This is a genomic window from Vibrio sp. 2304 (assembly GCF_033339475.1).
Lineage (GTDB): Bacteria > Pseudomonadota > Gammaproteobacteria > Enterobacterales > Vibrionaceae > Vibrio > Vibrio alginolyticus.
Genome location: NZ_JAWOUQ010000004.1, coordinates 230,520 through 246,037, shown reverse-complemented (window position 1 = coordinate 246,037; position 15,518 = coordinate 230,520). Strand labels below are relative to the sequence as shown.

12 protein-coding genes are annotated in these 15,518 nt (G+C 43.7%); 4 read left to right on the top strand and 8 right to left on the bottom strand.

Annotated features, from left to right (window positions below):
- Positions 1–6: 6 nt before the first annotated feature.
- The 8 genes from R7P64_RS10555 to sohB all read right to left on the bottom strand — a co-directional run bounded on the left by R7P64_RS10555 (position 7) and on the right by sohB (position 9,125).
- Complete coding sequence (locus R7P64_RS10555) at positions 7–1,845, bottom strand: extracellular solute-binding protein (protein ID WP_005376669.1); 1,839 nt, start codon at positions 1,843–1,845, stop codon at positions 7–9.
- A gap of 499 nt (positions 1,846–2,344) precedes the next feature.
- Positions 2,345–3,046, bottom strand: coding sequence for an orotidine-5'-phosphate decarboxylase (gene pyrF, locus R7P64_RS10550; protein ID WP_017821659.1), 702 nt, complete (start codon positions 3,044–3,046; stop codon positions 2,345–2,347).
- A gap of 84 nt (positions 3,047–3,130) precedes the next feature.
- Positions 3,131–4,306 (bottom strand): lipopolysaccharide assembly protein LapB, encoded by a 1,176-nt coding sequence (gene lapB, locus R7P64_RS10545; RefSeq protein WP_005376665.1) that lies wholly within the window; start codon positions 4,304–4,306, stop codon positions 3,131–3,133.
- An 18-nt stretch (positions 4,307–4,324) separates the two neighbouring features.
- Positions 4,325–4,621: a LapA family protein gene (locus R7P64_RS10540; RefSeq protein WP_005376663.1), complete on the bottom strand. Its 297-nt coding sequence runs from the start codon at positions 4,619–4,621 to the stop codon at positions 4,325–4,327.
- A gap of 277 nt (positions 4,622–4,898) precedes the next feature.
- On the bottom strand, positions 4,899–5,180 hold the full coding sequence (gene ihfB, locus R7P64_RS10535; RefSeq protein ID WP_005385816.1) for an integration host factor subunit beta: 282 nt from the start codon (positions 5,178–5,180) through the stop codon (positions 4,899–4,901).
- Between the two features lie 213 nt (positions 5,181–5,393).
- A complete protein-coding gene (rpsA, locus tag R7P64_RS10530) occupies positions 5,394–7,064 on the bottom strand; it encodes a 30S ribosomal protein S1 (RefSeq protein ID WP_005385817.1) in 1,671 nt (556 codons plus the stop codon).
- 110 nt (positions 7,065–7,174) lie between these two features.
- The gene (cmk, locus tag R7P64_RS10525) at positions 7,175–7,855 is read right to left on the bottom strand and encodes a (d)CMP kinase (protein ID WP_021033981.1); all 681 of its coding nucleotides are present in this window, start codon (positions 7,853–7,855) and stop codon (positions 7,175–7,177) included.
- A gap of 208 nt (positions 7,856–8,063) precedes the next feature.
- A complete protein-coding gene (sohB, locus tag R7P64_RS10520) occupies positions 8,064–9,125 on the bottom strand; it encodes a protease SohB (protein WP_005385819.1) in 1,062 nt (353 codons plus the stop codon).
- Positions 9,126–9,379: 254 nt separating this feature from the next.
- On the opposite strand from sohB, the gene R7P64_RS10515 reads away from it, so the two are divergent.
- The 4 genes from R7P64_RS10515 to R7P64_RS10500 all read left to right on the top strand — a co-directional run bounded on the left by R7P64_RS10515 (position 9,380) and on the right by R7P64_RS10500 (position 15,458).
- A complete protein-coding gene (locus R7P64_RS10515) occupies positions 9,380–10,126 on the top strand; it encodes a YciK family oxidoreductase (protein WP_213905694.1) in 747 nt (248 codons plus the stop codon).
- A gap of 129 nt (positions 10,127–10,255) precedes the next feature.
- The gene (gene imuA / locus R7P64_RS10510) at positions 10,256–10,948 is read left to right on the top strand and encodes a translesion DNA synthesis-associated protein ImuA (RefSeq protein WP_213973253.1); all 693 of its coding nucleotides are present in this window, start codon (positions 10,256–10,258) and stop codon (positions 10,946–10,948) included.
- 4 nt (positions 10,949–10,952) lie between these two features.
- A complete protein-coding gene (locus R7P64_RS10505) occupies positions 10,953–12,356 on the top strand; it encodes a Y-family DNA polymerase (protein WP_206970736.1) in 1,404 nt (467 codons plus the stop codon).
- A 27-nt stretch (positions 12,357–12,383) separates the two neighbouring features.
- Positions 12,384–15,458 carry an error-prone DNA polymerase gene (locus R7P64_RS10500; RefSeq protein WP_025767229.1) on the top strand — a complete coding sequence of 1,025 codons (3,075 nt, stop codon included), beginning with the start codon at positions 12,384–12,386 and terminating at the stop codon, positions 15,456–15,458.
- The last annotated feature ends 60 nt before the right edge of the window (positions 15,459–15,518 follow it).

Below are 15,518 nucleotides of genomic sequence, written 5' to 3'. Positions count from 1 at the left end.
ACTGATTTACAATTTGTAACGATCATCAATTACCGTTAATTCTGGGAAGGTTTTACCCTCGTCCATCGCTTCTTCTGTCTCTTCTTTTACTTGGTTATCAATCCAGAAATTACCGATATCCATTGGATGAAGCACCCATTCTGTCGCTTTTGTCATGCCGTTTTTAGGAATTTTAACCCAGCGCCAATGAGCAACTCGAGAATAAGGCACCATGTAGCCAGGAACGATGATGTTCGCTTTGCTGACATAGTTTTGGATTTGATGCGACAAGTCGTAACGCTTCTCCTGATCAAACTCAGAATCATACGCTTCAATTAACTTGTCTAGCTCAGGGCTGCTGTAGTTGGTGTGAGCATTCGTTTGTGGTCGATTTGCATTATCCGAGTGTAGGTATTCCCAATACGCAGGGATCTCACCAGAGCCCATATTCAAAAACGCTAGCTGATGCTTTTTCTCAAGAATGTATTTAAACGCAGATGAGCCATCCACCAAGTTTAACGTGAACTCAAGACCAGCAAGTTTCGCTTGCTCTTTCAGGTATGCAATACGCGGTGTCCAAGAGTTGTATCCATAGGTGATAGCAAAGCTCAAGCGTTGGCCCTTGTCGTTAATACGAATACCATCTGCGCCCACTTTGTCAAAGCCCGCTTTTTCGAAGTGTTTAACCGCCGCATCAGCATCAAACTTTGGTGGTGTATTGTTAGGATCATCGTATTCGCCATGACCAAAGCCGAGTCCATGCGGTTTACGTGAATAATCTCCACGCATGATGTTTTCAATCATGCCGTCATAGTCAGTGGCTGCCATAACACCTTTACGCACTTCTAGGTTATCCAACATCGGCATCGCTGTGTTCATCCAAAGACCACCAGCTCCTTGCGGTGCTTCGTTAAAGCCCCAGTACTTTTGGATATAGCCTTTTTTGTACACATCACTATTGGTTTTGTCATGCCAAAAGCTTGGTAGCACCATCTCAAAGTAGTCTAAGTTGCCTTTCTCAAAGTGCTTCATGGCAATATCAGGATCGCGAATTACCTTAATGCGAACTTTTTCAACGTTATAACGGTTTTTATAGTAGCGGTTGTTGTATCCCCACCAATCTTCACCGACATGTTTGAATGTCACGCTCTTACCTTTCTTCACTTGATCAATGTAGTAAGGCGCTGCGGTTGGCTCAGATTTAAAGTTAAACTTTCTGACGAAGTTATCAGGCATGCCATCGTTATTTGCGTCCTTTTCTCCTTCAAAGAAGTGTTCAGGACGAGGCTGAAAACCATTACTTGGCATGTTAATCATAACCATAAGTGAGTCATGACTTTGAGCTACAGCAAGATTGACTTTGATCGTGTAGTCATCAATTTTTTCAACACTCACAATACTGTTTGTGAAGAAGTCGTTATACCACGGGTCGATAATGTCTTTTGACGTGTAGTACTTCATCATAAAGACGTAATCATCTGCTGTAATTTTTTCACCATCTGACCACTCGGCCGTTTCGTCGAGTTTAAAGAATACGGTTTTGTTGTCCTCTCCAAATGCCCATGACTTAGCAAGTTGAGGGATCCATTTGCCAGTATTTGGATGACGCTGAGCCAGTTTTGGTGAACCATCCATTAAGTATTGGCGCAAACCTGAGTTCGCATCTGGACCAACACTTCGTAATGTTTGCGGAAAGCTCTGAATGTAAGTGCGATAGGTGCCACCTCGTACCGCCTCTTCAGAGGCAAATAGAGGTTCGTTGTTGTTTGAAATCCATTCGATATCAGCTGGCAATTCTGCCGCACTCAGTTGAAAACTGGCAGCGGTCAGTGTTGCTAGTACTGAAAATGGCAGTTTTTTAGTCATGTTTCTTCCTTGTTGTGTTTGCGCACTAAGGTCGTAACAAGGAAGACAGCGTGTGAAAGCTCACAGAAAGCTGCGATTTAAAATACGCAGATAGGAAATAATAGGAACGTAATATGAAGTGACGTCCTGCCAGCTTCTATATTAATTTCAAAGAGTTTCACTAGGTCATCCTAGACCTTACAACGCAGTGAATGCATCTTCGCCATAGTATTCTTTAGACATTTGTAACGCAAGCCATCAATAACACATGGTTGCATTTTCGAGGCATCACAGTGAGTTATGTTACAAAAGTGTGATCGGCATAGTACCAAGCCCTACTTTACTCAGAATAAACCGCAGAACCTTTATCTCAATTGGCCCCGATATACCAGTTACAGCGAGTAAATGATCAGACATAGCTGGTTAAAAGGAATGGTTTTTTACCGCGATTAGTATTTTCATTCGATATAAAAAGTGAGGCATCTTAGCCTCACTTTTCTCCATACAATCGAGACAGTGCTTACATTTTAGATAAGCTCTCATTGATCGACTTCAGCACTTCTGCAGGATTTGACGCTTGAGTGATAGGGCGACCAATCACAAGATAATCTGAACCTGATTGGATAGCGTCTACTGGCGTCATGATACGGCGTTGGTCACCTTGTTCTGAGCCAGCAGGTCGAATACCAGGGGTCACTAATTTAAATTCTTGGCCTAGTTCGCTCTTCAGTAATGAGGACTCTTGCGCTGAACATACGACACCATCTAAGCCTGCGTTTTTGGTCAAGGTTGCTAGACGAATAACTTGCTCCTGAGGCGCAACATTCAAACCAATACCAGCTAAATCACTTTGTTCCATACTGGTTAGTACCGTTACACCGATAAGAAGTGGACGATCTTTACCATATGGCTCAAGAATTTCACGTGATGCCGTCATCATACGCTCACCACCGCTCGCGTGTACGTTCACCATCCATACACCCATTTCAGCCGCAGCGCGAACTGCTTTCGAACAGGTGTTTGGAATATCGTGAAATTTTAAATCTAGGAATACAGAGAAACCACGTTTATGGAGTTCACGTACAAAATCAGGACCAAATAGCGTAAACATCTCCTTGCCAACTTTTAGTCGGCATGACGCAGGATCAATTCTATCTACAAACGCAAGTGCATCTGCTTGGTTATCATAATCCAGTGCGACAATAACTTTTTGGTCGATCATTTCATCTCCTAACTGTTTTGGTTCTTATTAAATAAAAAGTTAAAAAAATGCAGCGGACAGAAACTCTGCCAGCTGCATTAAGAATTATTCACCATCCAATCCGCGGATTGGCTTGATCGTCCCCCATCCTTTACAGGACGGACAATGCCAATAAAGGGAATGGGTAGAAAATCCACACTTCCGGCATCGGTAATGTGGTTTCACTTTTAACTGTTCACCCACCATCGCTTGTAGTGTTGATAGGCTGTCTTTCGCTCGACCATCTTCTGCTTCTGCAATGTGGTAGTCAATTAAACGGTAGAAGCCCTTCATGGTTGGGTTTTTCAGCAATTGTTTCGTCAGTAACTCTTGAGCAGCCCCAACGTTCTCGTGATGAGCAACTAATTGAGCCAACATCAACTCGGCTGATACGCCTGCTTTCTTATCAATACAAGCTCGCAGAAACTCGACAAGTTCATCTTCCTGACCCAGATGATGATAGCATTCTGCAATAGTTGGCAAGACATCACTGATAAAGTCTTTATCTTGCTCAAGTACCCCTGTCAGATATTTGATGGTGTGCTTATAGTCTTCAGACTCTAGATAAATTCGTCCCAAAGCAATACTCGCTCGAACACACTTTGGGTCTTCCGCTAATGCTTTTTTAAAATGCTGTATTGCCTTGTTAGTATTCCCATCAGCTTGGTCGAGCATGGCTATTTCACACCAAAAATGGGCAATATTTGCACGCATCCTTGAGCGTTTATTACCTAACTTAGCCAATTGGTTCGCGTAATAAATCGCCTTTTCCCATTCTCGTGTTTGCTGATAAATGGTCACTAATTGTTGAAGAGCCGCCTCTTTGTAATCTGGCTCTTCGACTAACTGTTCAAAGATTTTCTCTGCACGATCAAGAAAACCTGAGACCATGTAGTCTTTCGCTAACTGTTGAAGGGCGAGGTTCTTTTGGTCCAGTGTTAAGCCTGAACGAGAAATAAGATTTTGGTGAATTCTGATTGCGCGGTCGACTTCACCACGAGACCGGAACAGGTTACCCAACGCAAGGTGAGTATCGATGGTCTCGTTATCAACTTGGAGCAATTCAATAAAGTGATCGACAGCCTTATCTGATTGGTCAGAGAGCAGCAGATTAAGACCCGTCATATACTGACGAGAGATTTGATGAGATTGCTTCTGCTTGTCTTGCTGAGCGCTGCGATGCCCCATATACCAGCCATAGGCAGCAGCTATAGGCAACAACAAGAAGAGTAGTTCAAGCATTAAAGTTAAGCCTTATCCTTATGCCTGTTTTTCAATGGCTGGCTTATCAGCAGCGTTGTTTGATTCAGTTGGTTCGTACTTTTTCAGTTTTTTCTTTAAACGACGGACCTGTAGCTGAGTTTTCAGTTGGATGCTACCAAAGATAACCCACGCTAAAGCAAAGCCAACCACAAATACTACACCTAATAGCGTAGATAAGTGGAACTCTCCTTTTGCTAGAAGATAGTTAAAAGTCACGAGCTCTTGGTTTTGGGAACCTAACGCCAATGCAATTAAAAAGAGAGCTAAAACAGCAACGATTTTTATAATTTTCATGTTACATCACCCTTCTAGGAGTAAGTCGGTAAGATTATGCAGGAAAATGCTTCTTCAGACTACGTATATTAGCAATAATCTATACCCAAGTAACCTCAAGATGCTTAGTTTGTAGACATGCTTAGAAGTTAAAGTTATTTGGGTATAGAAAGCAGCAAGGAAAACAGTTGAATCCACAATTAGATTAGTAAACGATCTTGGATGTATAACTTGGATACATTACAAAAAAGCGGCATACACAAACGTATGCCGCTTTTTTCAAACTAATAAGAGTGCATTAACCAATATTTACACGCTCACGAAGTTCTTTACCAGGTTTGAAATGTGGAACGTATTTACCTTCCAATTCCACTTTATCGCCCGTTTTAGGGTTACGACCTACGCGAGGCTCGCGGTAATGAAGAGAAAAACTACCAAAGCCGCGGATCTCGATACGGTCACCGCTCTCTAGTGTAGAGGCCATGTGCTCTAAAATATCTTTTACAGCATCCTCTACCTCTTTCGCTGATAAGTGTGTTTGCTCAGCGCAGAGTCTTTCAATCAGTTCAGACTTAGTCATAGTTGCCCTCTTTGAGTATCTTTATCACTTATTATAGTAAGTAATACTAATTCCAACAAACACTTGCTGACAATTCTAGACAAATTTTATGCAAAATGCGCAATGAAGAAATGCCTTTTATTAAGATAGTTTACTGTCATTAGTATTACTACTTAAATATGACCAAATATAAAAAAGGAGCCTTGCGGCTCCTTTTTTGCTTAAGCGAGTATATTATTCGCCTTTAGCAGCTTTGAAAGCGTCAGCCATTGCGTTACCGAATGCATTGTCATCTTGCTTGTTGATAGATGCCATTGCTTCTTGCTCGTCAGCTTCGTCTTTAGCTTTGATAGATAGGTTGATTACGCGGTTCTTACGGTCTACACCTGTGAACTTCGCTTCAACAACATCACCAGCGCTTAGGATTAGAGAAGCATCTTCTACGCGATCGCGTGATACTTCAGAAGCACGGATGTAACCTTCAACGCCTTCTGCGATTTCAACAGTAGCGCCTTTAGCGTCAACAGCAGTTACAGTAGCGTTAACTAGAACACCTTTCTTGTTGTCAGCAACGTAAGCATTGAATGGGTCATTTTCCATTTGCTTGATGCCTAGAGAGATGCGCTCACGCTCAGCGTCTACTGCTAGAACAACTGCAGAGATCTCGTCGCCTTTCTTGTACTCACGTACAGCTTCTTCGCCAGCAACATTCCAAGAAATGTCAGATAGGTGAACTAGACCGTCGATGCCGCCTTCTAGACCGATGAAGATACCGAAGTCAGTGATAGACTTGATCTTACCAGTAACTTTGTCGCCTTTAGCTTGTGCTTCAGCGAATGACTGCCATGGGTTAGCTTTACACTGTTTCAGACCTAGAGAGATACGACGACGTTCTTCGTCGATTTCAAGAACCATAACCTCAACTTCGTCGCCAACATTAACAACTTTAGAAGGGTGGATGTTCTTGTTAGTCCAATCCATTTCTGAAACGTGAACTAGACCTTCAACGCCTTCTTCGATTTCAACGAAGCAGCCGTAGTCAGTTAGGTTAGTTACGCGACCAGTTAGTTTGTGACCTTCTGGGTAACGCTTAGCGATTGCTACCCATGGATCTTCGCCTAGTTGCTTAAGACCTAGTGATACGCGAGTACGCTCACGGTCGAACTTAAGAACTTTAACTTGGATCTCGTCACCAACGTTAACGATTTCAGATGGGTGCTTAACGCGCTTCCAAGCCATATCAGTGATATGTAGAAGACCGTCAACGCCACCTAGGTCAACGAACGCACCGTAGTCAGTAAGGTTCTTAACGATACCTTTAACTTCAGAACCTTCTTGTAGAGTTTCTAGAAGCTCGTCACGCTCAACGCTGTTCTCTGATTCGATAACTGCACGACGTGAAACAACTACGTTGTTACGTTTTTGGTCAAGTTTGATAACTTTGAACTCTAGCTCTTTGTTTTCTAGGTGAGCAGTGTCGCGGATTGGACGTACGTCTACTAGAGAGCCAGGAAGGAAAGCACGGATACCGTTTAGTTCAACAGTGAAACCGCCTTTAACTTTACCGTTGATGATACCAACAACAGTTTCAGCTTCTTCGTAAGCTTTCTCAAGTACGATCCAAGCTTCGTGACGCTTAGCTTTCTCACGAGAAAGTTGAGTTTCACCGAAACCATCTTCAACAGCGTCTAGAGCTACGTCTACTTCAGCGCCAACTTCAACTTCAAGTTCGCCAGCAGCGTTCTTGAACTGTTCAGCAGGGATAGCAGATTCAGACTTAAGACCAGCGTCAACAAGAACGAAACCGTTCTCGATAGCTACTACAGTACCTTTAACGATGCTGCCTTGTTGGAATTCTGTTTCGTTTAGAAACTCTTCAAAGAGTTGAGCAAAAGATTCAGTCATTTAATTAATCTTCAATAAATTAAACTTCCACGGGTATCCTACCGCATGGGGTTATTAAATTCGCCAGTCATCATCCTTGCGACCAACGCTCTTAGCCTAGTCGAGTATTATTACTCAGCTAGCTTCGATTCGATATATTGTAGTGCCTTTTCTACTACTTCGTCGATAGTCATCGACGTAGAATCTAGCACAAGCGCATCCTCAGCAGGGCGTAATGGCGCCACTGGGCGGTTACGATCTCGGTCGTCACGCTCTTGGATCTCGCTTAAAAGGTCAGCAAATCTAACATCTAACCCTTTCTCTTGCAACTGTTTAAGGCGTCGATTTGCACGCTCTTCAGCACTTGCATCAAGGAAGATTTTTGCTTGCGCACTCGGGAATACAATTGTGCCCATATCACGACCATCAGCAACCAGACCCGGAGCGGTCTCAAATGCACGCTGACGACGTAGTAATGCTTCACGAACACGTGGCAAAGCCGCAACTTTAGATGCTGCCATACCCGTTTCTTCTTTACGAAGCTCCCCTGACACGTCTTCGCCTTCTAGAATGACCTTAACTAAGTCACCTTCCGCGATAAATTGAACGTCTAGGTGGGTTGCTAGTGGGACAAGAGCATCTTCTGACTCGGTGTCGACACCGTGGTGAATCGCAGCGAGTGCAAGTACACGATAAATTGCGCCAGAATCTAAGAGTTGGAAACCCAACTTTTTCGCCAGCAACATACATAAAGTGCCTTTACCTGCACCACTAGGTCCATCTACGGTTACAACCGGAGTTTGAGAGGACATGTTCTTCTCCACCAATAGTTTCTTTTCAGCAATTTGCTCGGTTTTCGAGGCGCACATTATACGGGTAATCAGTCTTTGGAGCGAGGAAAAATGTCGTGTAAAGCATTACACCTAATGCGTAATTGGATTCATAAATAAACATAAAGTTCAACAAAAACGGCGAGAGCTTCTGCCCTCGCCGTTTTAAATGTCATGAACTTAAGCTCGATTAAACAATCGGCTTTTGACCACGCTCAGCTAACTTTAAAATCACACTATCAGCGACTTTACCCGCCACACCTGCTAGCTTGTCGGCCAGTTTTTTCTTTTGTACATAATGCACAGAAAGTACAGTTTTATCTTTGCATGCTGCAACAACGATATCATCAGATGTACTAATGTCATCCACCAAACCAAGCTCTTTCGCTTGTGTACCGAACCAGTGCTCACCAGTGGCTACTTTGTCTAGGTCCAAACTAGGACGACGCTCACGGATGAAGTCTTTAAACAAGACATGTGTTTCTTCAAGTTCTTGCTTAAACTTATCGCGCGCTTTATCGGTATTCTCACCGAACATCGTTAGCGTGCGTTTATATTCACCCGCTGTTAGTTGTTCGTACTCAATGTCATGTTTCTTCAACAGTTTGTTGAAGTTAGGAATTTGTGCGATAACGCCAATAGACCCCACAATTGCAAATGGTGCAGAAACAATCTTATCTGCTACACATGCCATCATGTAACCGCCACTTGCCGCAACTTTGTCAACAGAGATGGTCAGAGGAAGACCCGCAGCTTTGATTCGGTCCAGTTGAGAAGAGGCAAGGCCGTAACCATGAACCATACCACCGCCAGACTCTAAGCGAAGTAACACTTCATCACCTTCACGTGCGACAGCCAAAATAGCGGTGATTTCTTCACGTAGAGACGCGACTTCTTTTGCGTCTATGCTACCGTTGAAATCAAGAACAAATAGGTGTGGTTCACGCTTGCTATCTAATGAACCGTCTTTGCTCGCTTGTTTGATTTCTTTCTCGCGAGATTTGTTCTTCTCTTTTTCTTCTTTCTTGACGGCTTTATCTCGAGCCTTGATGAAAGCATCGTCATGCAAATGATGCTCTAACTGCTCAACAGATTGTTTGTGTTGCTCTGAAAGGTTGGTAATCTCTAACTCCCCTTTCGCCGCACCCGATTTGCCACCAGCCGATTTTGCAATAATGAGCAGAACAATTATCGCAGCAACCACCGTGATAATTTTGGCCAGAAACAGACCATAATCTAATAAAAATTCCAACGAGAGCTCCTTTATCTCATTTCAGATGACGTTAGTATGTTACGCAGAAACATCAGCGAGAAGGCAGCGCGGTTTGTAACCACTTGTTCTGATTGATAGCATACCTAACGAAAGTTCTGGAATTGGTATAACACATGAATTGGTGTATTGTAACCATCTTGTCACGATTACCAAGATTTTCCATTGAGAAACAGGCGTTTTTTAGCGTCAATTAACTATCATGGACCCTCTTACAATAATAAGGATTTATCGCCGTGAACTACTCCGTTTCAGCTGATGCTCTAAAAGGTAAAGTCATTCTTGTTACTGGCGCTGGTAATGGCATCGGCCGTCAAGCCGCGCTTTCTTATGCCGAGCACGGTGCAACTGTTATTCTCTTGGGTAGAAATGTGCAAAACCTTGAATCTATCTATGATGAGATTGAAGCTTCTGGCTACCCACAAGCAGCTATCATTCCATTGGATCTCAAGGGCGCAACTCAGCAGAATTACATTGATATGGCAGAGACAATCGAAGGACAGTTTGGTCGCTTGGATGGTCTATTACACAACGCAGGTGTCTTGAGTTCGCTGTGTCCATTTGATCAAATCAAAGAGGAAGACTTCGACGATATCATGCAGATCAACGTGAAAGCCGAAGTGCTAATGACTCAAGCACTACTGCCTGTGATGCGTAAATCAGAAGCTGGGCGTATTATCTTTACCTCTTCAACCGTCGGCCACTCTGGCCGCGCATTCTGGGGGCCATACGCTATCTCTAAATTTGCCGTAGAAGGCATGATGCAAGTTTTGGCTGACGAGCTGAGTGATACACCGATCCGCGTTAACGCAATTAACCCTGGTGCCACTCGTACTCGCATGCGTGAAAAAGCATATCCGGGTGAAGATGCGAATACTCTCAAAACGCCACTGGATATCATGCCGCTATATTTGCACTTAATGGATCCTGCGGTTACCGATGTGAACGGTCAGTGCATCGACGCTCAACCGAAGCGTAAATAACTCATTCAGGTTACCTCACATAATCGATTGAAAAGGCAGCAAACGCTGCCTTTTTTCATTTCTCTCTTCATAAAAATCTTGCGACTTTCTCCCACAGAAATATACTGTACATATATACAGGTGTTTATTATGCAAGATATTATTCAGAACTTAAAAAGCCAACACCTTGTTTGGCAAGCAAATTTAACGAAAGCAGATCCTCAGCAGTTGCAGACTAGTTCCGGTTTTTCTGAATTAGATGATTTGCTCGGCGGAGGCTTTCCACCTCATGGCGTAGTGGAGATGGAATCTATTGGTAGTATTGGTGAATTGCGTTTGCTCGCTCCCTATTTAAAAGCCACTCAGACCAATGGTATAACCGCATTTATTCAACCACCTGCGCTAGTGAATTCTCTGTTTTTACACTACATCGGGTTGGATATAAACCAAGTGTGGGTTGTTACTCCAACTCACCCCAAAGATGCTCTTTGGGCTGCAGAGCAATGTCTGAAAAGTGGGGTATGCAGTAATGTTTTGTTATGGCAAGAAGAGCTTGAAATACATCAAGTGAAACGCTTACAGGTAGCAAGTGAACAAGGGAGTTGCCCGCTCTTTATGCTTAAAACAGATACTATCAACCGCTTGTCTTTGCCTGTGTCACTCAGTTTAAAACTGAAAGGCGACGAGCAAGGGATTAATGTTGAAGTGCTGAAAAGGAAAGGAGGCTGGAATAGAGGTAGCGTTAGTATCGGCTTCCAACACCATTACCCGCAACTGGTGAAACCATCATCTGAAACTGTGCACTCGACTGTGGTCAATTTCCCACTGGCGAACCAAGGTTAGTGATATGGCTCTGTGGATTTACTTGCACTTCCCTCGCCTACAGCTAGACGCACTCTTTGGTGATAACCAAGAACAACCCGTGGTGATTGTCGAAAGCCAACGTTGCCAGATTATTCAATACAACGAGATTGCCGAACAACAAGGCATTAAGCCAGGTATGGGCCTAGGCAGTGCTGCGTCCTTGTGTCGAGATTTACAAGTGCATCCTTATCATCCACAAACCGAATTAAATAAATTACAAGAGGTAGCTCAGTGGTTGTATTTGATCACATCTGACGTTGTGTTGATGCCAAACCAAGGTATTTTACTGCGTGCTACTCCAATGCTCGCTCTGTATGAAGGGCTTGAAAACTATTGGAATAAAGTCAGAGCTCACTTATCGGAGCTGAAACTGAGTTTTCAATTCGGATGTGGTTTTTCTCCTTTTGCTGCCAAATTGATGGCAATATCAGGAGCGAACGTCATCAGTGAAGACAAATCTGCCATACAAAAAGCTTTATCACCACTACCGTTAAAACTGACAGATTTATCAAACGCTACCGTAGAGAAGTTACAACGTGTAGGTGTCACCACATTGCAAAACCTGCTTGAACTGCCATTGCAAGACATCGCACGACGCTTTGATATCGATTTGGTGAACTACGTTGGTCGACTGACTGGGCAGTTTAAACACCCTGTCGACTTTTATCACCCTACCGAATCCTTCCAAGTTTATTTAGAGCTGTTGTTTGAGATCGAAAACGTTCAGTGGATTGAAAAGCCGTTGGCCAAATTACTTCGTCAACTCGAAATCTTTCTTAAATTAAGAGATAAGGTCGCTTTTGAACTGTGTTTAACACTCCACCAGCGTGAGAAACAAGAGCAACACCTTCAACTCACTTCTGCGCAAGGTGATTACCTATGTCAGCGTTGGCAACAGTTAGCGAGTTTGAGCTTAGAGTCACTCTCGCTTAATGGCCCAGTCACAGGGCTAACGTTAAAAGTCATCCGTCAAGGTGAGCCTCTTAGTGCATCACGCGATCTCTTTGCTGGGCAGAAAGGAAACATGAATGCTTTAGAGTTGCTTTCTTTACTGCAAGCTAAATTGGGGAAAAGTGCCGTTTTAAAACCCAATATTGCTTGCGATCCTAGACCAGAAAAGGCCAGTCAGTATCGCCCTGCTGATGCTACGGATGAAAAGGGGCACGCCATACCATCCATACTACGCCCAGCAATGCAATTACCGACTCCCATTGTATTGCAAGAGCAAGTTTCTTTGGTCCACGGACCTGAGCGAATAGTTTCTGGGTGGTGGGATGGTGATGAGATCATGCGTGATTACTACATTGCACACACCAAGCAAGGCCGCTGGTTATGGATATTTCGTGATCAGCACAAGCACTGGTTTCTTCATGGCTATTTTTGTTAAATCGACAGTTATTTTTGTTGGGTCATTATGAGTTACGCGGAACTATTTTGTCAGTCTAACTTCTCTTTTTTGACTGGAGCTTCTCATGCAGAAGAGCTGGTACTCCAAGCTGCTTTCTATCGCTATCAAGCTCTAGCTATAACGGATGAATGTTCAGTCGCGGGCGTTGTCAAAGCCCATGCGACCATCGAACAACATAAACTCGATATCAAACAAATCGTTGGAAGTATGTTTTGGTTAAATGATGAATGCCAAATCGTACTGCTTTGCCCTTGTCGCAAGGCTTATGCCGAGTTGTGTCGTATCATCACAAACGCAAGAAGACGCAGTGAAAAAGGCAACTATCAACTGTTCGAATGGGATTTGATGTCGGTTCGACATTGTTTGGTATTGTGGCTGCCCACACATCAAGAGAGTGATCACTATTGGGGGCGCTGGCTCAATCAACACCACGCTAATCGTTTGTGGGTAGCGATTCAGCGCCATTTGAGTAACAACGATACTGAGTACATTGCGCACTGCGAGCAGTTAGCACATGAATTTCAATTACCTATAACTGCCTGCGGAGGCGTTCTCATGCATGACGTTGAACGCTTGCCATTACAGCATGTACTTACTGCTATAAAACATGGGTGTAGCGTCGATAAACTCGGTTTTGACCGTATTTCGAATACTGAGCGAGCGCTTCGTCCTTTTAAAAAGTTGATTCGGATTTACAAACCAGAATGGCTGGAAGAAAGTACTTACATCGCCGATTTATGCGAGTTTAAGCTCTCCGATTTAAAATACGAATATCCTACCGAGCTGATCCCAGATGGTTATACACCCGACTCTTACTTACGTATGTTGGTCGAACGTGGTAAAAAGCTGCGTTTTCCTGAAGGCGTGCCAGCAGAAGTCAATCAAACCATCGAGAATGAACTGGCGCTTATTCAAGAGCTTAAATACCACTACTACTTCCTTACTATTCACGACATCGTAATGTTTGCGAAACAGCAAGGTATTCTTTACCAAGGGCGAGGTTCCGCTGCAAACTCTGTAGTGTGTTATTGCCTGGAAATTACCGCCGTCGATCCTCGACAAATCGCTGTCTTATTCGAACGATTTATCAGTAAAGAACGTAAGGAACCGCCGGATATTGATGTGGACTTTGAACACGAGCGCCGTGAAGAAGTTATCCAGTATATTTACAAAAAATATGGCCGTGAGCGTGCAGCACTTGCTGCAACAGTGATCAGCTATCGCTTTAAAAGTGCCGTGCGTGAAGTCGGTAAAGCACTAGGGATTGAAGAGACCCAATTAGATTTTTTCATTAAGAATGTTAATCGCCGAGATCGCAGCCAAGGCTGGCAAGCTCAAATTATTGAACTTGGCTTACAACCAGAATCTCTCAAAGGGCAGCAGTTTATCCAATTGGTCAACGAGATCATTGGCTTCCCACGCCATTTATCTCAGCACGTAGGTGGCTTTGTAATTTCATCTGGCCCTTTATATGAGTTGGTACCTGTTGAAAATGCCTCGATGGAAGATCGCACTATCATTCAATGGGATAAAGACGATTTAGAAAGCTTGAAGCTACTAAAAGTCGATGTGCTCGCACTCGGCATGTTAAACGCCATCAAAAAGTGCTTTCAGCTGGTCGAGAAACATCACCAGCGATCCCTCTCTATTTCCGAAATCACTCGCCGACAAGATGATCCACACGTGTATCGCATGATCCAAAAAGCTGACACGATAGGCGTATTCCAAATAGAATCTCGTGCACAAATGAGCATGCTTCCTCGCCTAAAGCCTGCTTGTTATTACGACTTAGTGATTCAAATTGCAATTGTTCGTCCAGGCCCTATTCAGGGTGATATGGTGCATCCTTTTTTAAAACGACGAGATCACAAAGAGCCTGTCAGTTATCCATCGGAAGAAGTAAAAAGCGTTCTTGAGCGGACTATGGGCGTCCCTATTTTCCAAGAGCAAGTCATCAAGCTAGCCATGGTAGCCGCAGGGTTTAGCGGCGGCGAGGCCGATCAACTCCGTCGAGCGATGGCATCATGGAAAAAGAATGGCGATCTCGCTAAATTCAGACCAAAACTGATCAATGGTATGCAAGAGAGAGGTTATGACTTAGCGTTTGCTGAGCGCATTTTCGATCAGATTTGCGGCTTTGGTGAGTACGGCTTCCCTGAAAGTCATTCAGCGTCTTTCGCAGTGCTGGCATATTGTTCTGCATGGTTAAAATATTATTACCCAGCCGAATTTTACACTGCATTGTTGAACAGCCAACCAATGGGATTTTATAGCCCATCGCAATTAGTACAAGATGCTCGCCGACATGGCGTCGAAGTATTGCCGGTGTGCGTCAATCATTCAAAATATCAACATCATCTCGTCTCACGTCCGAATGGCAGGCTCGGCGTGCAACTTGGTTTTCGCTTGGTGAAAGGCTTTAACGCAGAAAGCGCACAAAGGCTTATTGAGCGCAAACCACTTAATGGTTACCGATCGATTCAAGAAGTAAAGCAGATATTAAGAAGCCGAAGTGACATTGAATTATTGGCTTCAGCCAATGCATTTCAAGCCTTATCGGGAAATCGTTATAACGCTCGCTGGGCAGCAATGGATTCCTTATCTGACCTACCATTGTTTCACAAGGTCGAAGAACCCAATGTTAGCTACCAGACTCAACCCTCTGAATATGAAAATTTAATTGAGGATTACGCAAGCACGGGACTATCTCTTAGCCGCCATCCAATTAAATTATTAGAAGAAACGGGCAAACTCCCTCACTTTACCCGCATGAGGCAACTGACAGAGAAACCGCATAAGTCACTGGTCACAGTGGTAGGTGTGGTAACAGGAAGACAATCTCCAGGCACCGCCGCTGGCGTGACATTTTTTACGTTAGAAGATGACACGGGCAACATTAATGTGGTCGTTTGGCAAGCTACAGCACGAGCCCAAAAGCAAGCGTATTTAGGCGCTAAAGTATTAATGGTGAAAGGCATTCTTGAAAGAGAGGGAGAAGTCACGCACGTCATTGCTGGTAAGTTGATTGATTGCACGCACTACTTGAACAATCTACAAAGTAAATCTCGGGATTTCCATTAGTACAGAGGAATTAAGGAGAGAGATGTTAAAAATCAGAGAGAGGTGCGCTCCCTCTGATTT